The following is a 21845-nucleotide window of genomic DNA, read 5'->3' on the forward strand; positions in this document are numbered from 1 at the left end:
GAATCAGCCATGACACACCCGCAACGTCTCGCCATCATCGCCATGCGCGTTGCCCCGCTGCTCCTGGCCCTTGCCTGCACGTGGCGGCTTCTGATCGAGCCGGGGACCATCGGACATCTGAACGACGGGCTCGTGCCGCCGCATTCGTTCATGCTGGCCGATGTGCTGCGAAGCTGCGTCTACGCGTGGGAAAAGCACTATCTGGGCGGGCTGATGGCCATGAAGCTTACGACCATCGTTCCCGTGTCGTTCTATACGGTCTTCGGGCTGGCGGGGCTGGACGGGCACTGGGCAACAAAGATTCCGCTGGTGGTCGTCATCTGGACATCCATCTGGGCCATGGCGTCCTTCTGCCGCTGGTTCGTGCGCGAGCACGTGGACTCGCGCGGAGCCGGGCCGCTTGCCATCGAGGCCGTGGCGCTTGCTTCGGGCATTATCTACGGCGTGTCACCCTTCATGTTCAGTTCCGTGGTCACCGGGTCCTTCGTGCAGTACGCGACCTTTCCCGTGCTGCCGCCGATGCTGCGCATGCTGCTCGAATTGGCGGACGGCAGGCCCGCCACGTCGCGCGTGATTCTGCTGGCGCTGTGCTTCTCGCTGGTCGTGGCCTCGGTGCAGAACTATTTCATTATGTGGGGATTTGCGGCGGTCGTGGCGCTGGTGCGGTTCAGTTGGCGCATGCTTGTCGCCTGCGCGGCGACGGCGGCGTTGACCTGTCTGCTCAACTCCTACAGCTTCCTGCCATTGCTGCTGACGCCCGGAGGTCTCGGTGGGAGCATCTCCGGCATGGACTATGCGGCACAGGCCGCAGGCATCGTGCGGCATTCGCAGGATTTGTACCTGACCATGCTCGGTGCGGGGTGGAAGCATCGCGACCTGTACATGCGCGCTGTGCCCTTTGAAGGCATTCCCTTCGTTATTGCCGCGTTGGTTCCACTGGTGGGCGTCGTTGCGGGACTGGTGCGCTGGCGGGGTGAACTGTCGCGTTACGAGCGTCTGTTCGTCGTGCTCTGGGTGCTGTCCGTGGGTGTGGCCGCTGCGGGTAAGGGACCGTTTGCCGCGCTCATGCTGTGGGGCTACGAGCATATTGGGGCTACGCACATCTACCGCTCCCCCCAGCGGCTCATGCTGCTGCCCACTCTGGGATTCTGTATCGTTTTTGCCGCTGTGGGGGTGCGTTTCGTCGCCCGTGTGCCGCGTCAGGCGTTGTGGGCCTCGGCGCTGATCGGTTTCGCCGTGCTGCGGGGCATTGCCTTCTACAGCGGCGACCTCGGGACGTGGCGGCTTGCCGAGGCGCAGGACCATTCCGCTGTGGCCAACTACCGCGTGCCGCCGGAGTACGGGTGCGACCTCGCCGCGAGCATTGCCGACGAGCGTGCCGGACGGGTGCTCTTCGTGCCAGTGTCGCATTCGCCGCTGTATCTTGAGACCGAATACCAGATACGCTCGCAGGGCGGGGACCCGACCTTCCAGAGTAGTCCGCGTCCGGCCGCGTACGCCTTTCCCTTCCATCCAGCCTATCCGTGGCTCGCGCCGCTGATGCGCGGGTTCTACGAGTGCGACCCACGAAGCGCCGCCATGCTGGCGGGGCAGTTTTCGGCAGCGTCCGTGATCGTTCGCCGTGACCTCGAGGACCATTCGGGGCGCAAGGGCGTCTGGCTCGAAAATGACGAACGTTTGTTCGCGGAACTGCCGGAGATGGCGTCCTTTGAGCGCCTCTCCGCCGGTCGCTACAGCGAGCGCTACGACGTGGCGGACTACATGCCCATGGTGCGCTCGTTCGCCGCAGGAATGCGCGTGGAGCCAGCTCCGGTGCCCCCGGCCGTGCAGGCGGCCGCTTCTGGTGCGCCTTCCGGCCCCAGCTCCGTGGGCTTTCTGCTTGCGGCTATCGGCATATCCGCTTTGCTGGCGCGTAGCGGTGCGGTGGGCGTCGCGGTTCGTGTGGTCCGCGCGGTCTACCGCTACGTTCCGGATCCGGTTCTGGCGCTGGCGTGGCTCGGCCTTGGGGGACTGACGTTCGTCCCCGCGATCATATGCGCGCAAACGAACATTCCATGGTGGGATGATCCCTGGAGCGACCTGACCTTTCTGCGGCCGTTCTATGACGCCTTCAATTGGGGGGGCGTGGCGGCGGCTATTGCCCTGTGGCACATCGGGCGCTTCCTGAACCGGATGCGCGGGGAGCGACGAGGTGGGGGCTGGGCAGCCCTGGACACGCCGATGCGCTTCTTCCTGTGCTGCGGCGCGGCGTTCTCCGTAGCGCTACCGCTATCTGTGCTTCTCGACCCCGTGCTGCACGGACGGCTGTTCGTGGTGGGCGGGGGATGCCTCATCTATTACCTTGTGGCCGCCGCGCTGGGCATGGCCGTGTTCCCCGCAGTGGAACGCGCCGCCGACGCAGCGTGGGCGGACAGGACTCGGGCGGAATCGGCCAGCGCGTCGCTTTCCGTTGCCGATTCCTAACCTGACAGGAACGATTCGCGAAAACAAGGACGGGACACATGGCCAAGGTGCTTCTGGTTTATCCGAGTCTGCGGCTTCTGGGCTACCGCTTTCCCTATTCGCTCATCCCCATCGCCAACTACCTGAAGGCGCACGGGCACGAGGCCGTCATTTTCGACGCGCAGGTCGAGGACATGCGCGACTTCTCGCCCGAGGGCTACGACATGGTGGGCTTTTCCATCCTGTCCGGCCCGCAGATTCGAAGCGCTCTCGACATGGCGGCCATCGTGCGCGAACGCGCTCCGGACACGCCCATCGTCTTCGGCGGTGTGCATGCCACGCTTCTGCCCGAGCAGACGGCGGAACACCCGCTGGTGGACATCGTGACGCGGCAGGAAGGCGAGGAAACCACCTGCGAGTTGGTCGAGACACTGGTCTCGGGCGGAGACCTCTCCGCCGTGCGCGGGTTGACCTATCGCCGGGACGGGGAGGTCGTCTCCACGCCGGACAGGCCGTTTCTCAATCTCGATGACACGCCGTTTCTCAACTACGATTTCCTGAAGACGGAGCGCTATGTGGAATTCCAGCGCAAGCCGTCGATCATCTACCTTGAGACGAGCCGGGGGTGCCCGCACAAGTGCGGCTTTTGCTACGACCCCGTCTTCCACAAGCGCAAGTGGCGCTCCAAGTCGCCCGAGCGGGTGGTGGACGAGCTGGAATTCGTGGCGCGCAAGTATGGCGTGCAGCAGGTGTGGTTCACGGACGACGAGTTCGCCGTCTCGAAGAAGCGCGTGGCGGCCATCGCCGAGTTGATGATTCGCCGCAACGTCAAGGTGAAGTGGCCCATCTTCTCCCGCGCCAACTACGTGGTGGACTACGACCGCGAGTTTCTGGATCTCATCCGCCGCTCCGGATGCGACTGGATCAACTTCGGCGTGGAGTCCGGTTCGCCGCGCATTCTCGACCTCATCAACAAGCAGATCACCATCGATCAGGTCATCCGGTCCGTGGAGATTCTGCGCGACAACGACATCAACGCCGGGCTGTCGTTCATGATCGGTTTCCCGGGTGAAACGCTCGACGAGATGCGCCAGACCTTCGAGCTTATCGACCGCTGCTCGTCCATGTACGACAAGGTGTGGATCGGCCAGATTTCGGCCTTCACGCCGCTGCCGGGGACGGCGCTCATGAGCGAGTGCGTGCGCCACGGGTTCAGGCCGCCGCAGTCGCTGGAGGAGTGGGGCGAGTACTACTATAACGATCCCAAGAACCTCGCCCACTTCGAGAAGTCGCTCTTCCGGCTCATTCGCACCATCACGCTGTTGACCAAGTTCGACTTCGCGTATCGCGGCTACCGGGGCGCGGGGATTCTGGAGCGGCGCAAGGTGCTCAAGCTCATCCACTACGTCCTCTGCCGCATCGCCCAGTGGCGCTGGCAGCGAAAGCAGTTCTCCTTCCCGGTGGAGTGGGTGGCGCTGGACTATGCGCTGAGTTGGCTCAAGTTCGGAGAGAGGTAGCGGCCCATGGTTCGGCGGTTCGCGCTACTGCTCCTGTATCCGGCTGTGGCCATCGCGTGCATGTGGCGGCTGATTCTGGAGCCGGGCACCATCGGCCACAACTGGGACGCGGCCATTCCGGCGTTGTCCTTCCACCTTGCGGACGTGTTCGCCAGCCTGCCCTACACGTGGGAGAAGCACTACCTCGGTGGGGTCATGGGCATGAAGCTGACCACGCTTTTCACCGTGGGGGCGTATAGCGCGCCGGGCCTTGCCGGGCTGGATGGCCACGTGGTGACCAAGACGATCCTCTTCGTCGTGCTTACGCTCTCCATGTTCTCCATGCGCTCGTGCATCCTGCGGCTGGCGGATATGCTGGAAATAGGCGGGGATGGCGATGCGCGTGGGCGCGTGGATGTGGCGGCGTGGATTGGCGGGCTGGCCTATGGCCTGTCGCCCTTCATGTTCAACGTGATCACCGGCGGGGCGATGACCCAGTACGGAACCCTGCCGCTTCTGCCCATGCTGCTGTGGCGGTGCGTACGCTTCGCCGCGCGGGGATTCGGTGCGCGGGACGTGGTCGTTCTGGCCGTGCTCTTCGCGCTCATCCTGCCCTCCGCGCAGAATTTCGTCATCATGTGGGCGTTCTTCGGCGTGTGCCTGCTGTGGTGGTTCTCCCTGCGGGGGATGGCCGGAGGGTTCGGCGTGGGAACGCTGTGCGTGCTGCTGTGCGCGTATGCCTTCGTTCCGTTGGTTCTGACGCCCGGCGGTTTCGGCGGCGGGATGGCCGTGCAGGATTTCGCCGCGCAGGCCGAGGGCATTCCGCGCACGTCGCCCTTCATGCATCTGGCGCTGTTCGGCGCGGGCTACAACAATCGGGACTTCTTCCTGCGCGCCCATCCGTCGCAGATGGTGTTTCTCCTCGCGTCGATACCGCTTGTGCTGATCATCCTGCGTGCGCTGGCGGTGGATCGCGAGCTACGCGGCACACGCGTGTTCATGCTCCTGTTCGGGCTGTGGGCGCTTGGCGTTGGGATGGCCGCGGCGGGAAAGGGCATTCTCGCGCCGTTCATGATGTGGGGGTACGAGCATGTGCCGTTGACGCATCTGTTCCGCTCCACCCAGCGGCTCATGCTGCTGCCCACGCTGTTCATGCCCATCGTCCTCGCGCTGGCGCTGGCCCGTTGGAACGGCCGGGGGCGGATGGCGGTCATCGTGACGTTTCTGCTGCTCCTGCGTGGGATGTCCTTCTACAGCGGAAATTTCGGGGCCGATGCCCTTGAACCGCAGCGTGTGGGGGCCATGGACAACTACCGTGTTCCGCAGGAGTACGGGCTGGCCATGCAGGACATGCAGGCCGACATGCGCCTCGGGCGGACGCTTCTGTTGCCGTTGTCCATCGCGCCCCGCTTCATCCATGCCGCGCACCAGATCACGGGCGAGGGCGGTTGTCCGCTGGCCCAGAGCAATCCCGACCCCATCGCCTTCGCCTTTCCGTTTACCCCTGCCTATCCGCCCATGCGCGCGCTTGCCGGGAGATTCTATGCGCAGGCCGACGCACGGGCCGTGGCCGAGATGTGCGGCGCGTATTCCGTGAAAGGAGTGGTGCTGCGGCAGGACGTGGAGGACATCGGTCTGGACCGTCCCGATTGGCTGGAGAACCGAACGCTGTTTCGCCCCGCACTCATGGAGGAGAACGACTTGACGCGTACGGTGGGCGGGCGTTGGTGCGATCTGTTCAAGCCGCGTGAATTCACTCCGCAGGTGCGCTCCCTGTCGGGCGGATTGCGGGTGGAGGGGCCGTAGGTCATGGATGGCATCGGCAGGCAGCGTGCGGGATGCGTCTCGGTGCGAACCACTGAAGGGCGTGTGCCGTGGGAATGCGTGCTGGGCGCGCTGGCCGTGGCGGGGAGCGCGGCGCTCCTCGCGCGTGTGGGCTTTGGCGGTGTGCAGCGCTTCACGTATTTCGTTTCCGGCAGTCTCGCTTTGCAGGGCTGGTCCAAGGCTGGCGACTACGCGGTGTTTTTCGGTGGGGTCGCGGCGTTTTGTGCGGCCTTTGCCGCGCTTTCGTCCCTTGGGCGGCGTCTGGAGCGGGCCGGGGCGGGCGGCGGTTTGGAATATCTGCTGGCCGTGGCGGTTGTTCCCGCGCTGTTCTGGCTGGGCGGGCAGGTGCTGTGGCCCAACGTGGCCCCATGGCTGCTGACGTCATCGGGCCTTGCCGTGCTGGGCGTTGCGGGAGCTTGCGCGTTGGCGATGATGCGTCATCCTGTGGTCGACGCGGACGTTTTGGTGGACCTTGGCGGCGGGGCGCTTACGTGCGTCGCGCTGGGCATGGCTTCCGGTGTGGCCCTTGCGGCGGGGTATGATCGGTTGCTTGCGGATGTTCCGGGGCTGGCTGGGCCGCTTGCCGGGCACCTGATGCGCTTCGGCGGTGCGGCGGCGGCGCTGGCCGCAGGCGCTACGCTGTGCATTCCCGCGCGGGGCACCAGAACGGCGGCCGGGCGCATTGGCGCTCTTCTCGTTGCGGTCCAGATTCCGCTGCCGCTCATGTATCTGATCATTATCCCCCTCCCGTGGCGGGCCGGGGGCGTTCTGCATGCTTACCCCGTCGACTGGTCCCTGCATGTCTTCATCGGCGTGCTCGTTGTGGCGACCTATGCTGACCTCGTGCGGGCGGCGCGGCGTCTGCGGCGCGAGGGCGGGGGTGCGATGTCTGCCGTATCTCCGCTATGCGTGTGCGCGGCGCTGTTTCTGATCAAGGCCACGGGATCGGTCATCCCCTTTCTCGAACGCAGCGACTACCACAGTGGCGAACAGCTCCTTCCGTGGTGGATGTTCCGGAATTTCGGAGCATTGCCCTACGTCGATCATGCCCCCGTGCGCGGGCTGGTGACTTATCTGAACATGATGCTGGCCGATCTGTTCGGCGATGGCACCACGCATACCTTCTTTCTGGCGCGCAACATTCAGGCCGCGCTGTTCCTCATGATGTCCTACCCGCTACTGTGCGCCGCGATGGGTGGCGTTCCGGCTGCTGTGGCGCTGACGCTCCTTCCGCTGAACGGGCTGGCGCGCATCCACCTGCTGCTGACGCTCGGCCTGTGCGTGCTGGTGCTGACCTTCCGCCGGGGGCGCATGGCGATGTGGCTCGTCGGGTGGGTGGCCGTGGGCACGGCGCTGGTGCTCGTTGCGCCGGGGCAGGGCGGACTGCTCGTGCTGGCGTCCATGCCGCTTGGGGCCGTGGCCCTGTGGCGGGCCGTGCGCGAGGAGCGGCGCGCGCTGGGTGTTGCGCTGTGCGTCGGGCTGGCCGTGGCCGCCATTCTCGCCTTCGCCACGCCCCTTGGCAGGATGGTTTTCGGCGCGGTGCGCTATGGCTTCGAGAACGCGCAGGTCAACGACGTGGCCAACTCCCTGCCGTGGGAATACACCTTCGGCGGCACGGAACTGCGCGTCGCGCCGGGATTGTGGGAGCTTATCCGCTGCTCGTTTATCTTCGTTCCGTTGGTCGCTTTTGTCGCGCTGTGGCGCTTTTGGGGCAGCGAGCGGTGGGAGCGCGTGGCCCTCGTGGCTGGCCCCGTGGGGCTTCTGATGCTGCTTTTCGTCATTCGCGCCGCCGGACGCATCGGTGCCGGAATGTCGCGGCCCGGCGCGGTGAGCGTGTGGGCCATGGCGCTTCTTCTGCCGCTTGTGCTCTTCGCCGGACGGCGGGGCAGACCGGCCGCAGCGCTCTTGGTGGCCTACGCCTTCTTCGCCGGAATCATTGGCATGTACTATCTGAACGGCAAGGTGTCCGAGGCGAGCATGCCCGCCGTGCACTTCATGGTGCGTGAAATGACGGCCCCGCTGCATTCCGGCGCGGAGATCGGCGTCGAGCGGCTTGGGCTGTTCCACCTGAAGGGTCGGGAAGACCGGGCAGCGCGGCACATGGAGCGCCTTCGCCTTGTGGGGGAACTGCTTGGACACATGCTGCGCCCCGGCGAGACCTATTTCGACATGACCAACCATAACGCGCACTATTTCCTTTTCGAACGCCGTGTGCCCACGGCCATTCCCGCCGTCTACAACATGCCGCATCCGCAGCAGCAGCGCCGCGCCGTGGCCGCCCTCGCGGCGGACCCGCCGCCGTTGGTGCTCGCCGAGGCCGACAACGAACTGCACAATGCCGGAACGGCCGCCCTGCGCGCACATCTCACGTATCGCCATGTGCTACGCGGCTATGTGCCCTTCGTGTGGAACGGGCTGGTGTTCATGGTGCGCCCTGACGTGCTGGACCGTGTGCGCGGGCTGCCGGGTATGGACGCAGCCGAGGTCGACGCCGCCCATGGTCCCATGAACGCAGAACGCGGCCTCGTCCTTCTGGATGGCGTGTTTCATCAGCGCAATCTGGCGGCGTTGCCTGCCTCGTGGGGAGCATCCTCCGCCAGTCTCGATCGCCTGATGCGGCGTGTGTGCGCACTCGACATGCCGGAGACCGGCGTCGCGGACCTCGTGCGGGAGGGCGATGGCTGGCGTGTGAGTGGCCCCGCCCCCCGCGTGCGTCTGGACCTGCCGCGGGATGCTCCACTTTCGGGAGCGGAAGCAGGACTGTTGACGCTGTCCGTCTCCAGTGCGGCCTTTGGCCCGAAGGCGCGCCTCGAAGTGGCGTGGGGCGATGCGCAGGCCGAGGGCTTCGAATTCGAAGCGCGGGGCGAGTGCTACATCGTGCCGCTGGACGCCTCGCCGCGTTGGCTTCTCGCCGGGCGCTGTCCGTCGCTGGAATTCCGTCTGCACGGGGTGCCTGTCGGTGCGATGGTGCGCTTCGCAGATGCCGCACTCTTTCAGCGCACGAGTGTCGATTGTCGATGAAATGCAACTGACCGTCTTGGCAGGACATGTCGTGGCGTGTATTGTGGCGGCAGTGTCAGGTTTAGACGATGACGCATCGCATCATCTTCGAATGAAAGACGAAATGGGGGAACAATGCGCGTCGCATACGCCATTCTCGGTGCAGGGCCGTCCGGACTTGCATTCGCCAACGCACTACGCCTCGCGGGGGAGGAGTCCTTCGTGGTCCTCGAAAGGGAGGCGGAGCCGGGCGGACTGTGCCGTAGCCACGAGGTGGACGGCGCGCCGCTCGACATCGGCGGTGGGCACTTTCTCGACGTGCGCGACCGCGAGGTGCTGGACTTCCTGTTTGCCTTCATGCCCGAGGACGAGTGGACGCGCCATGTGCGGCGCTCCACCATCCGCTACCATGGGCGCGAGATGGGGTATCCCTTCGAGGCCAACCTGTGGCGGCTACCCGTGGACGAGCAGTTGGAGTTTCTCGTTTCCGTGGCCGAGGCCGGGTGTAATCGCGGACTGCCGCGGCCCGAGGGCTTCGTGGAGTGGATCGTGTGGAAGCTCGGGCGCAGGATCGCCGACGAGTACATGCTGGCCTACAACGCCAAGCTGTGGGGCGACGACCTCGATCGCCTCGGCACCTACTGGATGGACAAACTGCCAGACGTCTCCCTGCGTGACACGCTTCAGAGCTGTCTGGAGCGGCGGCCTGCCGGGCGCATCCCTGCGCATGGGGAGTTCTACTATCCGCGCGTGGGCGGCTATGGGGAGCTGTGGCGGCGCATGGGGCGCGCCCTCGGCGACAGGCTTCTGCTTTCGACGCCGGTGGAGAGCGTGGACGCGCAGCGCAGGGTGATCAACGGGGTGATCGAGGCCGGGTGCATCGTGAGCAGCATTCCGTGGCCGCAGTGGACGGCTTTCACTGGCATTCCCGGCGAGGTGCGGGCGTCCATGCGTGCCCTCGGGCATGTGGGCATCCGCGTGGACTACAGCCCGGCACAGCCGAAGAGCGATGCGCACTGGGTCTACGTGCCGGATCGCGACGTGCCCCACCATCGCGAGTTGAACCGCTGCAATTTCCTGCCCGGTTCGCGCGGCGGGTGGACGGAGACCAATGCCGCGCGCGGCGGCGACGTCGGCGTATTCAGCCACGTGAACGAGTACGCCTATCCGCTCAATACGGTGGACAAGCCCGCGCACATGCGCCGCATTCTGGAGTGGGCCGCGTCGCGCGCCATCCATGGGCTTGGGCGCTGGGGGCTGTGGGAACACATGAACTCGGACGTGGCCGTGGCGCGGGGGATGGCCCTTGCGCGGGAGCTGTGCCCAAACGAGGCGGATGCGACATGCGGATGACTCTGTGCGTGCTGTGCTGGAACGAATTGGCCGGATGTCGGAACGACGTGCCGCGTCTGCCGCTTGATGCCTTCGAGGAGGTCTACGCGCTGGATGGCGGGAGCACCGACGGCACCGCCGAATTCCTGCGGGACGCGGGCATCGACGTGCGTACGCAGCGTGTGCGGGGCTACAGCGCCGCGTATTTCGAGGCGTTTTCGCACTGCACCACGGACGCCGTGGTCCTCTATCATCCCAAGGGCACGCTGGACCCTGCCTGCGTTCTGGAATTTCGCGAGCGCTTCGAGCGGGGGGCGGAACTGGTCATCGCCAGCCGCAACGCTCCCGGTGCGCGCAACGAGGAGGACGACCGGCTGCTGCGGCCGCGCAAGTGGTTCGTGCAGGCACTTTCGGCCATCTGCGCGGGCCTGTGGACTCGTGGGGGCGTGCACGTGGATGATGTGCTGCACGGCGTGCGGGGCTGCACTGTGGATGCGTTCCGGCGCATGGACCTTGAGCCGACAGGGCTGTGCATTGATCTGGAAATGGTCATCCGCGCCTATCGCATGGGCGTGGTGTGTGCGGAGTTCCCCGTGCGCGAGCATGCGCGCATCGCGGGGAGCACGCATTTCAGCGCCTTGCCCACCGGCTGGAAGCTCCTGCGTTTTCTCGCGCGGGAGATTGTCGGCGGGCGGGGTGGACGTGCGCAGGGAAACGTCGCCGTGTCCCCGGTGGTCATGGGCGGCAAGGAGGACACGCGATGAGCGAAGGCAAGGCGCGCAAGGCCCTTGGCGCGGCACTCTTGGTGCTGGCTTCGGTATTCGTGGCCGTGGCGGGCGTGGAGGTCTATCTGCGGGTAACGGGATTTTCCTGCGAGCCGTATCTCTCGCAGGTGCAGTTCGGGTGGCCGCATCCCAAAGCCATCCGCGAGGCCTATGTCATCGATGACGACCTGTTCTGGATCACCAAGAAGTATCGCGGACAGTTCGACGAGGCCCGGCGCAATCCGCCCCGGATCGTGTTCGTTGGCGATTCCTGCACGCAGATCGGCAGCTATGATCGTCAGTTTGCGCAGCTTGTCGAGTCCGAACGTCCCGGAATGGCCGTGCCATTTCTCAATGCGGGCGTGGCCGGGTGGTCGTCGTATCAGGGGCTGCGGCAACTGGAGCGGGACGTGCTGGGCCTCGACCCCGATGTGGTGACCATCTATTTCGGCTGGAACGATCACTGGGCGAGCTTCGGCATTGAGGACAAGGACGTGGCGTCGGTGCTGTTGCCCTTTGGCCTGAGTCACCTGCGGGTGGTGCAGTTGTTCATCAAGGTCCGCGCCGTGGGGCTGGTGGAGCCGGGCAAGATCACCCTCGCCCGCAACCGCGTGCCGGAGGAGGACTACCGCGCCAATCTGGAGCGCATGGTGACGCTGTGCCGCGAGCATGGCATCCGCCCCGTGCTGCTGACGGCCCCCAGTTCCCACGAGCGCGGGCAGGAGCCGGAATACCTGAAGCGGCGCTGGCTGCACAGCCTCGACGATCTGGTGCCCATGCATCGCCGTTACAACGACATTGTGCGCCAGGTGGCAGCCCAGACAGGAACGCCCCTGTGCGACCTCGAACGCGTGTTCGACGCTTTGCCGCGAGAGGAGGTGCGCACCGCGCACTTCCGCAAGGACGGCATCCACCTCAATCCGTCGGGGGATCGGATCATCGCGCAGGCCCTCTATGAGACCATGCGCGAGAACGGGCTGGTGGAGCATGTGCTTCGCCCCGCGACCACCCGAAACGCCGATGGCGGCGGAGGCGGGGGAGCCTAGGCATGTGCGGCATTCTCGGCATGATCAATCCCGCCGCCCTTGGCGTGGACCGGGCGGGGTTCGAGGCGCATCTCGACCGCATGGCCCATCGCGGGCCGGACCAGTCCGGCGTGTGGGAGGACGGGGGCGTCATGCTCGGGCATCGGCGGCTGTCCATCATCGATCTGTCCGAGACCGGTCGCCAGCCCATGCTCGATGCAGATGAGCGCGTGGCCGTGGTCTTCAACGGCGAAATCTACAACCATCACGAGTTGCGCGATGAGTTGATCAGCCGGGGGCACAGGTTCCGGGGGACCTCGGACACCATGATCCTTCCGGCGGCGTATCTGGAGTGGGGCGACGGCTTCGTGGAACGGCTGAACGGGATGTTCGCCTTCGCCCTCTACGACCGGGCGCGGCGCAGGCTCGTCCTCGCGCGGGACCGCTTCGGCGAAAAGCCGCTCTACTGGCGCGCCGAGGGGACGAGCTTCGTCTTCGCCTCGGAACTCAAGGCCGTGCGCGACGTGGTGCCCCCTGCCGAGGATATGGAGGCGCTTCGGGCTTTCTTCGTGTTCGGCTACGTGCCCGCGCCCATGTGCGTGCTACGCGGGTGGAACAAGCTGTGCCCCGGCGAGATGCTGACTTTCGAGGCCGATGGCGGCGCGGTGCGACGTTCCATGTTCTGGCGGCTCAACGGGGAGCGCTGCGGGGACGGATACGACGATGCCGTGGACCGCGTGGAGGCGGAGCTGGAGCGGGCGGTGTCCATGCGCCTCGAAGCTGACGTGCCGCTTGGCGTGTTTCTTTCCGGCGGCATCGATTCAAGCCTCGTCGCGGCCATGGCCGTGCGCCATCATCCGAACATCCGAACATTTTCCGTGGTCCACGACGACCCGTCCTTCGACGAGAGCCGCTATTCCGACATGGCGGCGAAGCATCTCGGCACGCGGCATACCTTCCTGCGTATGGAGGAGGGCCACGCGCTGGAGACGGCCGGGCGTATCGGAACGCTTCTGGACGAGCCTTTCGGCGACATGTCGCTGGTGCCGACATTCCTGCTTTCGCGCCTGACGCGGGAGCACGTCACAGTGGCCCTTGGCGGCGACGGGGCGGACGAGCTGTTTTTCGGCTATCCCATGCATCTCGCGCATTATCTGGTGGGGGGCTATGTGCGCCTGCCCGCGTGCATCCGGCGGGCGGTGCGGCGCGGGGTGGACATGCTGCCCGTGTCGTATCGGGATTTCAGCCTTGATTTCCGCTTGCGGCGCTTCGTGTCCTCGGCGGAACTGTCGCCCATCGTGCGGCATTTCGAGTGGCAGGCCCACGTCACCCGCGAGGAGCGCGGCGGGCTGTTTCGCGACGCCGAATTGGTCGACGCCTCATTCCTCGACGGCTTCGAGCGTGGCATCGCCCCGGACGAGGAGTTGCCGCGCCGCGTGGAAATGGCCGACCTCGGCTGGTACCTGTCCGGCGACATCATGCACAAGGTGGACATCGCGAGCATGGCCAATTCGCTGGAGGTACGCGCCCCGTACCTCGATCATCGCCTCGCCCAGTACGTGCATTCGCTGCCAGTCGGCTACAAGTGGGGACCGCGCCGGACCAAGACCATCCTGCGCGCCGTGGCCGAGCGCCACCTGCCGCACGAGATCGTCCACCGCGCCAAGCAGGGCTTCGGCTTCCCGCTTGGCCGTTGGCTGCGCCGGGAGCTTTCCGGGCACCTGCGCGAGGCGCTGTGTGCGGACAATCTGCGAGCCTGCGGGCATTTCAATCCGGATTTCGTGGACGCGCGCATCCGCGAGCACATCGACGGACGGCGCGACAACCGCAAGCTCCTGTGGGCACTCGTGGTGTACATGGCATGGAGGAGGGAATTTTTGTGAGCGCATCGCCTCTCGTCTCGTTCGTCATCCCCGCCTACAACTGCGCCGGTGTGCTGGAGCAGTGCCTCGCGTCCATCCGGGCACAGGACTATCCCGCCGAGGCCGTGGAAATCCTCATTCTCGACGGCGGCTCCACAGACGCCACCCGCGCCGTGGCCGAGCGCTTTGGCTGCCGCGTGCTCGACAATCCGCACGTCATCCATCCGCTCGGACGGCCCATCGGTTTTCGGGCCGCGCGGGGGGAACTGCTGTGCTGTCTGGACAGCGACAACATCCTCGACGGCACGGACTGGCTGCGGCGGATGCTCGCGCCCTTCGACGACCCGGACATCTGCGCGGCGGAACCGCTGTGGTACCGGGCGCGCAGCGAGGACAGCGTGCCTACCCGCTACTGCGCGGCCATAGGCGGGGACGACCCGGTGGCCGTGTATCTCGGCTACTACGACCGCTTTTCCGCCGTCACCGGCGACTGGACCGGCGCTCCGCGTGTCGAGGAAGACCGTGGCGGCTACATCAAGGCCGTGTTTACCGACTCCGGGCGCATTCCGCCCCTTGGGGCCAACGGCTTCATCGTGCGGCGTGACGACCTGATGTCCGTGCCGCACGATCCCTTCCTGCACGTGGACGTGGCGCACCGACTGGTCAAGGCCGGGCGCAACGCCATGGCCAAGGTCCGGGTGGGGGTGGTGCACGTCCACGCCGGAGACGCCGAGGCCTTCGTGCGCAAGAAGCGCCGGCGCGTGATGCGCCGTGTGGACCGGGAGGTGGAGGCGTTCTATTCCTACCACTTCGGCCCGCGCGACTGGCTGCGCCTGTTCGGGCGCGCGTTTCTCGTGGTGCCCGTGTGGCTCGACGCGCTGCGCGTGCGGCGCGAGGACCCCGGCCTCGGGCTGTTCCACCTGGCCATGACCTACCGCGTGCTGGGGCTGTATTGCGCCGTGAAGCTCTTCGGGCGGTTCCTCGGCGGCGGCAACGCGTACGAGCGGGTGTGAGGAGGCGGCATGGAAGAAAAGCGGTTGGGACTGAAAAAGACGGCGGCGCTGGCGCGGCGCTATTGGCCCACCATGGTGCGCATGCTGCCCAAGCTGTATGTGGAGCGCTTCAACCGCCGCGTGCTGCTGGGTTTTCCGCGCATCATCACAGTGTTCGCCACGGAGCGCTGCAACATGCGCTGCCCCATGTGTCTGGTGTGGCAGTCGCGCGAGCACTTCGGCGAGGCGGACGAGACCATAGGCCTCGCGTCCATGCGGGCGGTCATCGACGAGGCCGCGCGCTGGGGCACGGGGTTCTACTTCACCGGCGGCGAGCCGCTCATGAATCGCGAACTGCCGCAGGTCATCGCCCACGCGGCGTCGCGGCGGCTGGTGACCGGCATGACCACCAACGGCCTGCTGCTGGAGCGTCGAGCAGGGGAACTCGTGGATGCGGGGCTGACGTTTTTGTCGGTCTCCGTCGATGCCCGCGAGGAGGCCCATGACGCCAACCGGGGGCTGAAGGGAGCCTACGCCGGGGTGCTTTCCGGCATCGCGCGGGTGCGCGAATGCATGCGCGAGCGCAACTCGCCGTTTCCGGTCATCAAGCTGAATTCGACTTTCCTGCCGCAAAATCTCGACGATCTCGATTTCCTCGTGGAACTGGCGGGCGAGTTGCGCGTGGATGAACTGACCTTCCAGCATTTCAGCTTCGTGGATGATGCATGCCGCGAGGCGCAGGCGCGCTATGCGCAGCGCATGCCATTCGGCAAGCTCTTTCAGGGCATGGACGTGGGCGAGCGCTGCTTTAGCCCGGAGCAGGTCGAGAAGATCGTGGCGTTCATGGAGCGCGCGCCGGAACTGGGGCGCAGGCACGGCGTGCGCGTGGGCTTCGGCCCCACGACCAACGACGTGCGCGCCTACTACGAGCCGGGCTTTCCCTCGCGCGAGTCTTTCTGCTCCTTGCCGTGGTCCGAGGCGAGCATCCGGGCCAATGGCGACATCGAGATGTGCCATGGTCATGTCATCGGCAACATCGCGCAGGGCAGCGTGCGCGAGGCGTGGATGAGCGAACCGGCGCAGGCGTTTAGGGCCTATGCCGGGCGGCATCCCAACGCGCCGCCCTGTTACCGGTGCTGCGCCCTCAAGTACGTGTTTCCCAGCCGGAGGAAGGCATGATTCGCGTTGCGATGCAGTGGAGCGTGATGATTCGCGTGATGTTGGCGGTGTGTCTTGTCGTCGCGGCGGTGCCGTGCCGCGCGGCGCAGGAGCGAGAGGTCGATCCCCGTGAGTTGATGATCGACATCATGCAGGCACCGGGATTCTCGCTGGACACGGGCGTGTTCTATGCCGATCAGAATGCCGCCCATGATGCGCTGCTACGCAGGATTCTCGAAGAGCGCGGCCTTTCGGAGCGGCTGCTTCTGAAGGAAGGCATGGACGCCCCGGCGCGGCTGGAGCGCACCGAACGGCCCTTCGAGCGCCCATACGTGGAGTTTCGCAAGATCAGCCCCGTGCGCTATCGGCTGCGGGTCCACGACGCGCGCGGCGGATTTCCGTTGCTGGTCAACGAGACCTACCACGTGGGGTGGAAGGTCTACCTGCGTCCGTTGGCTGCGCTGCCATCGCCGGATGAACTGACCGCACGCTTTCGCGAGTATCGCATTCTTGAAGGCAACGAGCACGGGCAGGCCGATGCCGAGGCACTGCGGGATTTCGTGGCGCGGGGCATCGTCTCCACCCTTGGCGACGGCGGGCAGCGCGCCCGCAAGCATTACGGATTCGACGAAAACGGGCGGGACTACGTGGACCATGTCGAGACCTATTCGGTCGGCTTCGTCTCGCGCGACTATGACCGCAGCGTGCAGAACGAGAATCTGCCGGACGGCGCGTGGAACGAGAACCACTCCGCCGGGCGCATCGTTCCCACCGTGGAGGACGTGGCCGGAAGCGCCGCCCCGTTCGCGGCTGAGAATTGGCGGTTGGAGCCGGGTGGCGGAAGCTCCGTGGCATGGCCCGAGGCGCTTCATTGGGTGGCTAACGGTTTCGCCAACAGTTGGTGGATCGACCCCGCGCTGGTGCGCATGCTGCCCGGACCGGACAGCGCGGCGTCCTACTGGCGCGAGGGGGCGCAGGGCGGAACGGATTTCGAGATCGTGGTGGAATTTCAGCCGCAGCAGTACTTGCAGGCCGGGGCCGCCATCAGCCTTGGGACGCTTGCGGCATGTCTTATCGTTCTGGCCGTTGGAGCCTTGTGGCGCAGGATGCGCCGACGCGCTTCGGCGCGGTGACGGGTGCCATCCGGCAGGAAAAAGGGGCGGCCTCCGTGTGGAGGTCACCCCTTCGTCATGTGGCGAGGGTGCGCTCTAGCGCCCGCCGAGGTCGAGGTGCATGTCGGAAGGCCACGACAGCGAATAGCCGTACTCGATGGTCTTTTCCGCGCCGGGGGCGATGGTGTCCGTCCACGTGGCGACGCCCTCTGCCTCGGTCGCTCCGGGTAGACGCTTCTCCATCTTGATGCGCTCGTCGCGCAGGCTGGGCAGGGCGTCCTCCACGCGCAGGGCGGCGGGAACCTTTTTGCCGTTGGTGACGGTCAGTCGCCAATCCCAGTCGTAGGTGTTCTTCTTGCTGATGATGCCGCCGCTGCCGGACTTCTTGTCCAGCGTTTCGAGCTTCACGCGCAGTTGCGGATCGGCCCCGAAGTGGAGGTCCGCCTCGCGCCCGGAGAGTGCGAAAACGCTCTTGCGGATAAACGCGGAGTCTAGCAGGAACGTGGCTTCGCCACGGGGCAGGCGCGGCGTGGCGTCGAGGTTGACCGTGGCGTGCACGAAGGCGCTGTCCGACTCCTGCGGGCGCACGAGGTAATCGAAGGTGGCGTTCCAGGTGAGGCGACGCAGGGCCACGCGGCGGTTTGCTCCGGATTCGAGGCTGACGCGTCCGGCGTCGTACTCGTCGAAGAAGATGCCTTCACGCATGTGAATCTGCTCCGGAGCGGGTGCGGCGGCCATCATGGCCATCTCGGTCGGGGCGTTGTCCATGGCGGCCTTGCGCAGCAGAACGGGCTTGATAGGGCCGACGACCCACGGACGCACCGCGGGCGGTTCGGTGCGCCCTGCGGAGCGCCCCGTGGACAGCACGACCTGTGCGTCCGTCCAGTTCATGCCGGTGTTCTGGTGGATTTCTGCGTCCCACGCCACATCGACGCGGCCTTCCGAGGGCAGGGCGTTCAGTGTATAGCGCGAGGTCCATCCGCACTGCGTCAGGCGGTAGGAAACCGTGAGCGTGGCTTCCCGCGCGGTGGCGTCGGCGAAGTGTGCCGTGACGCGCCATGTGTCGGCCGCGCCGCCGGTCAGGCGTTCGAGCTCCGCCTCCATCTCGGCGATGAGGCGGTCCTTGTCCGCGATGCGGGGCACGAGGTTCGACACGGCCGTCAGCGAGGAGGCCACGCCGTCGCGCACCGCGGCGGCCATGGCGTGGACGTTGGACGGCGTGACGGAGCGTGTGAGCTCCTGCGAGCGCCAGAAGTTGGCGGCCGCCTCGAAGGCGGAGCGCGTGTCGATGAGGTTCTGCCGCGCGTCGCGCTCGGTGTTCAGGCGTTTGCGCAGTTCGGCGATGGCCGCCTCGTCGCGCATGGGGCGGCGGTCGATGGAGACGTCCGTCAGGGTGAGCTTGGCAGGCGAATCGACGGCCAGCCCGATGCTCGACGGATCGACGGCGAGCGGCAGGGTGAACGCGCCCGCTACTCCGCCCGGTGCCGCTTCGAGGGGGACGCGTACCGTGTCGGTGACCTGTGCCGAATCCGGGTACAGGACGATGTGTAGGGGCGCGGCATGAGCGGTGGCCGCGCAAAGCAGAATGCCGATCGACAGAACAAGTGTCGAAAGCGTTCGCATGGAATCCTCCGTGTGATGTGTAAAAAAGGCCGGAACACCGACAGTGCGGCGCGTCCGGCCCTGATATGCGCGATGCGGGCGGTGCCCGTCGGGGGTCTAGGCCGCGAGTTCGCGCCTGTTCCAGTTTTTCGAGCCGAAGTCGTAGGCCGCGAGTTCAAGAGCGCCGTCGGACGTCCAGCGGCGGCCGAGCACCGTGCCGTGTCCGTTTTCCTCGATGACGTCCGCGAGCAGGTCGAAGACCGAGGTCATGTTTTCCATGTCATCCTCGAACATGGCGGACGGGCCGCTCACGAAGACGGCCCCCGTCTTGTCCTGATACGTGTAGGAGACGGTCTCGAAAGCGTTTTCGAGGAGCTTGTGAATCTTGCTGAATGCCCATTCGCCGATGCCGAAGACCCAACCTTCATAGACAGTGCGTCCGTTCTCCATGAGTTCCTCTTGCTGGTGCTTGCGCCCCTGCGGGACGTTCGTTGCGGAATGTGCATGCTCGTGCCTGCGTCATCATTCATACAGCGAGCCGGGGCGCGGCTCAAGACTTGTGCAGGAATTTTCGCAGATTGTCTTAACGGCGCACATCGCATTCTGCAGGTTCCCCGTCAGGCGCGGCAATGCAGCGCGATGCGATTTTTGTGTGAGGAGGCGGACGGCGCGTGTGCGGGCGGGGCCTTTCCTTTTCGCAAGACGGGAAGAGGAGGCGATGAAGACGCAGGCACCATGCGTGGCGCGTGCCGGGCGGGGCCGAGGAGTGGCGGTACGCTCCGGACGCGCTCGACGCGTGCGTCGCGCAACCTCGGGAGAACTTTGGGCGAAAATGTGTGGTAATCCTCGACTGGTGCGGCTTTTGTCCTTGCCCATGGCGAGGAATGCTGGGGCGCGCCCCCGCGCTCGCATGCCGTGGCGGGGTGGCGGGCATGGAGCGCAAATGGAGTCTGGAAGCGCCATGCGCATATGTTGCGCGGGGTGCAAAAAGTCTTCTTTCGGAAGAAACTTAGTGACGGAATTTTCTAAATCGAAAGTTGACAAGCTCCCGGTTTTCAAGACGAAAAAAATGAAGCTGGAGTGCTGGAGACGCATGTTGGCTCTTTTCTTTCCTTTCGGGGAGTGGTAAGAATCCCACTCGTGACGCGGACCAAGGGGCGTCACGATTCTCAAAGGAGTGAATATCCAGCCATGAAGAGGAAACCGAAACTCGCGCTGCGCATTGCATTGGGCGTGGTGCTGTATGTGCTTGCCGTACTGCTTTCGGCGTCCGTCGTGAAGGCATAGTCCGGACGGCTCCGCATCGGCCTCATTTTTCGGGAACCGGCCGAATCCCCCGCATTGTGGGGATTCGGCCGGTTCCGTTTTTTCGCAAGCCAAGCTGGCGATCAGAACGCGCAGGGCCACCGCATGAATGGTGCGGTGGCCCTGCGCGTTCTGGCGAGGTCGGTGGGATTCAGCCCCTGCGAAGGGCCTTGAAGGCGTTGATGAGGCCGTTGGTCGATGCGTCGTGCGCGGTGACGGGCGCGTCGTTGGTCAATTCGGGCAGGATGGCCCCGGCGAGTTTCTTGCCGAGTTCCACGCCCATCTGATCGAAGGAATTGATGCCCCACACCGTGCCCTGCACGAAGATCTTGTGCTCGTAGAGGGCGATGAGCGCCCCGAGGGTGGCCGGGGTGAGCCGGCGGAAGAGGATGGTGTTCGTGGGGCGGTTGCCGGTAAAGGTCAGGTGCGGGGCCAGCGCGTCCATGCGTTCGGGGGCCATGCCCTTGGCGGTGAGTTCGGCGCGGGCCTCGGCGATGGTGCGCCCGCGCATAAGGGCCTCGGTCTGCGCGAGGAAATTGGAGATGAGCACGTCGTGGTGTCCGTCGAGCGGGTTCAGCGACTGCGCCGGGGCGAGGAAGTCGCACGGGACCAGCTTAGTGCCCTGATGCAGAAGCTGGAAGAAGGCGTGCTGGCCGTTGGTGCCCGGTTCGCCCCAGATGATGGGGCCGGTGCCGTAGTCCACGGGCTCGCCGTCGCGGTTCACGGACTTTCCGTTGGACTCCATGTCGCCCTGCTGGAAGTAGGCCGGGAAGCGGTCGAGGTACTGATCGTAGGGCAGGATGGCGTGCGTGCCGCAGGCGAAGAAGTTGTTGTACCAGACGCCGAGCATGGCCATGACCACGGGGATGTTCTCGGCCAGCGGGGCGGTGCGGAAGTGCTCGTCCACCATGTGCGCGCCGTCGAGCAGTTCCTCGAAGCGCGTCATGCCTACGCTGAGCGCTATGGACATGCCGATGGCGCTCCACAGCGAATAGCGCCCGCCGACCCAGTCCCAGAATTCGAACATGTTGGCGGTGTCGATGCCGAAGTCCGCCACGCCCTTGGCGTTGGTGGACAGCGCCACGAAGTGCCGCGCCACGTGGCGCTCGTCCCCGGCTGCGTCGAGGAGCCAGCGGCGGGCGGAGGCGGCGTTCAGCATGGTTTCCTGCGTGGTGAACGTCTTGGAGGCGATGATGAACAGCGTGGTTTCGGGATCAAGATGCTTGAGCGTCTCGGCAAGGTGGGTGCCGTCCACGTTGGACACGAAGTGCGCGCGCGGGCCGTCGGCGTAGTGGGCCAGTGCGCGGGTGACCATCTTCGGCCCGAGGTCCGATCCGCCGATGCCGATGTTGACCACGTCCGCGATGGGGCGGCCGGTCCAGCCTTTCCACGCGCCGGTGCGCACGGCCTCGGTGAAGGCGCGCATCTTAGCCAGCACGGCGTTGACGTGCGGCATGACGTCCTCGCCGTTCACGAGGATGGGGCGCGAGCCACGGTTGCGCAAGGCCACGTGCAGCACAGCGCGGCCTTCGGTGAAATTGATGGCCTCTCCGGCGAACATGGCGTTTCGCCTGCCTTCGACGTCCGTCTCCCGCGCGAGGTCCATGAGCAGGTCCATGGTGCGCTCGGTGATGCGATTCTTCGAGTAGTCGAAGACGATGTCGCCAAGGCGCAGCGAGAACCTGTCGAAGCGTCCGGGGTCCGAGTCGAACATGTCACGCATGTGCAGGTCGCAGACTTGGGCGTAGTGGGCGCAAAGTTCGCTCCAGGCGGCGGATCGCGTGAGAGACGTCATGATGTTTTCCTCTGTATCCATTGTTCGATTCCAGTAACCGGTTCTCCTCGCAGTCTAATTTGAACGAAACATGCGCGGAAGTCAACGCGCGGCACGAGGTTCCCCTTTCTTGACAGCGCAGGCGACCATTGCGTAG

Annotated in this window: 14 protein-coding genes; 11 read left to right on the forward strand and 3 right to left on the reverse strand. The window is 65.7% G+C overall.

Translation table 11 applies throughout. From position 1 onward, the window contains the following. The first annotated feature begins 9 nt into the window (after window positions 1-9). The 11 genes from GGQ74_RS11760 to GGQ74_RS11810 all read left to right on the forward strand — a co-directional run bounded on the left by GGQ74_RS11760 (window position 10) and on the right by GGQ74_RS11810 (window position 17028). Window positions 10-2463, forward strand: coding sequence for a hypothetical protein (locus tag GGQ74_RS11760; protein ID WP_167941735.1), 2454 nt, complete (start codon window positions 10-12; stop codon window positions 2461-2463). A 38-nt stretch (window positions 2464-2501) separates the two neighbouring features. Further along, window positions 2502-3959 carry a B12-binding domain-containing radical SAM protein gene (locus GGQ74_RS11765; protein WP_167941736.1) on the forward strand — a complete coding sequence of 486 codons (1458 nt, stop codon included), beginning with the start codon at window positions 2502-2504 and terminating at the stop codon, window positions 3957-3959. 6 nt (window positions 3960-3965) lie between these two features. After that, window positions 3966-5744 carry a hypothetical protein gene (locus GGQ74_RS11770; protein ID WP_167941737.1) on the forward strand — a complete coding sequence of 593 codons (1779 nt, stop codon included), beginning with the start codon at window positions 3966-3968 and terminating at the stop codon, window positions 5742-5744. Between the two features lie 42 nt (window positions 5745-5786). Next, complete coding sequence (locus tag GGQ74_RS11775; RefSeq protein ID WP_167941738.1) at window positions 5787-8783, forward strand: hypothetical protein; 2997 nt, start codon at window positions 5787-5789, stop codon at window positions 8781-8783. Window positions 8784-8897: 114 nt separating this feature from the next. Then, a complete protein-coding gene (locus GGQ74_RS11780) occupies window positions 8898-10115 on the forward strand; it encodes a protoporphyrinogen/coproporphyrinogen oxidase (RefSeq protein ID WP_167941739.1) in 1218 nt (405 codons plus the stop codon). After that, entirely contained in the window at window positions 10106-10858 is a 753-nt protein-coding gene (locus GGQ74_RS11785) for a glycosyltransferase (RefSeq protein ID WP_167941740.1), read from the forward strand. Before GGQ74_RS11780 ends, GGQ74_RS11785 begins: the two co-directional genes overlap by 10 nt. Then, complete coding sequence (locus tag GGQ74_RS11790) at window positions 10855-11904, forward strand: SGNH/GDSL hydrolase family protein (RefSeq protein WP_167941741.1); 1050 nt, start codon at window positions 10855-10857, stop codon at window positions 11902-11904. The genes GGQ74_RS11785 and GGQ74_RS11790 overlap by 4 nt, the downstream gene beginning before the upstream one ends. A gap of 2 nt (window positions 11905-11906) precedes the next feature. Next, window positions 11907-13766: an asparagine synthase (glutamine-hydrolyzing) gene (gene asnB, locus GGQ74_RS11795; RefSeq protein WP_167941742.1), complete on the forward strand. Its 1860-nt coding sequence runs from the start codon at window positions 11907-11909 to the stop codon at window positions 13764-13766. After that, on the forward strand, window positions 13763-14758 hold the full coding sequence (locus tag GGQ74_RS11800) for a glycosyltransferase (protein ID WP_167941743.1): 996 nt from the start codon (window positions 13763-13765) through the stop codon (window positions 14756-14758). Before asnB ends, GGQ74_RS11800 begins: the two co-directional genes overlap by 4 nt. A gap of 9 nt (window positions 14759-14767) precedes the next feature. Next, entirely contained in the window at window positions 14768-15916 is a 1149-nt protein-coding gene (locus GGQ74_RS11805; protein ID WP_167941744.1) for a radical SAM protein, read from the forward strand. Then, window positions 15913-17028: a hypothetical protein gene (locus GGQ74_RS11810; RefSeq protein ID WP_167941745.1), complete on the forward strand. Its 1116-nt coding sequence runs from the start codon at window positions 15913-15915 to the stop codon at window positions 17026-17028. The genes GGQ74_RS11805 and GGQ74_RS11810 overlap by 4 nt, the downstream gene beginning before the upstream one ends. A 75-nt stretch (window positions 17029-17103) precedes the next feature. Here the strand turns inward: GGQ74_RS11810 and GGQ74_RS11815 are convergent, their stop codons facing one another. The 3 genes from GGQ74_RS11815 to pgi all read right to left on the reverse strand — a co-directional run bounded on the left by GGQ74_RS11815 (window position 17104) and on the right by pgi (window position 21709). Next, window positions 17104-18630, reverse strand: a complete 1527-nt coding sequence (locus GGQ74_RS11815) for a DUF4139 domain-containing protein (protein ID WP_167941746.1) — start codon at window positions 18628-18630, stop codon at window positions 17104-17106. A 96-nt stretch (window positions 18631-18726) separates the two neighbouring features. Continuing rightward, window positions 18727-19059, reverse strand: coding sequence for a hypothetical protein (locus GGQ74_RS11820; protein WP_167941747.1), 333 nt, complete (start codon window positions 19057-19059; stop codon window positions 18727-18729). A gap of 1006 nt (window positions 19060-20065) precedes the next feature. After that, a complete protein-coding gene (pgi, locus tag GGQ74_RS11825; RefSeq protein ID WP_167941748.1) occupies window positions 20066-21709 on the reverse strand; it encodes a glucose-6-phosphate isomerase in 1644 nt (547 codons plus the stop codon). Window positions 21710-21845: the final 136 nt, after the last annotated feature.

The sequence above is a fragment of the Desulfobaculum xiamenense genome, assembly GCF_011927665.1.
GTDB classification, from domain to species: Bacteria; Desulfobacterota; Desulfovibrionia; order Desulfovibrionales; family Desulfovibrionaceae; genus Desulfobaculum; species Desulfobaculum xiamenense.

Excerpts from the sequence above, each read along its gene's own strand:
- GGQ74_RS11760 (WP_167941735.1), top strand. The coding sequence starts at position 10 with ATGACACACCCGCAACGTCTCGCCATCATCGCCATGCGCGTTGCCCCG.
- GGQ74_RS11765 (WP_167941736.1), top strand. The coding sequence starts at position 2,502 with ATGGCCAAGGTGCTTCTGGTTTATCCGAGTCTGCGGCTTCTGGGCTAC.
- GGQ74_RS11770 (WP_167941737.1), top strand. The coding sequence starts at position 3,966 with ATGGTTCGGCGGTTCGCGCTACTGCTCCTGTATCCGGCTGTGGCCATC.
- GGQ74_RS11780 (WP_167941739.1), top strand. The coding sequence starts at position 8,898 with ATGCGCGTCGCATACGCCATTCTCGGTGCAGGGCCGTCCGGACTTGCA.
- GGQ74_RS11785 (WP_167941740.1), top strand. The coding sequence starts at position 10,106 with ATGCGGATGACTCTGTGCGTGCTGTGCTGGAACGAATTGGCCGGATGT.
- GGQ74_RS11790 (WP_167941741.1), top strand. The coding sequence starts at position 10,855 with ATGAGCGAAGGCAAGGCGCGCAAGGCCCTTGGCGCGGCACTCTTGGTG.
- asnB (WP_167941742.1), top strand. The coding sequence starts at position 11,907 with ATGTGCGGCATTCTCGGCATGATCAATCCCGCCGCCCTTGGCGTGGAC.
- GGQ74_RS11805 (WP_167941744.1), top strand. The coding sequence starts at position 14,768 with ATGGAAGAAAAGCGGTTGGGACTGAAAAAGACGGCGGCGCTGGCGCGG.
- GGQ74_RS11810 (WP_167941745.1), top strand. The coding sequence starts at position 15,913 with ATGATTCGCGTTGCGATGCAGTGGAGCGTGATGATTCGCGTGATGTTG.
- GGQ74_RS11815 (WP_167941746.1), bottom strand. The coding sequence starts at position 18,630 with ATGCGAACGCTTTCGACACTTGTTCTGTCGATCGGCATTCTGCTTTGC.
- GGQ74_RS11820 (WP_167941747.1), bottom strand. The coding sequence starts at position 19,059 with ATGGAGAACGGACGCACTGTCTATGAAGGTTGGGTCTTCGGCATCGGC.
- pgi (WP_167941748.1), bottom strand. The coding sequence starts at position 21,709 with ATGACGTCTCTCACGCGATCCGCCGCCTGGAGCGAACTTTGCGCCCAC.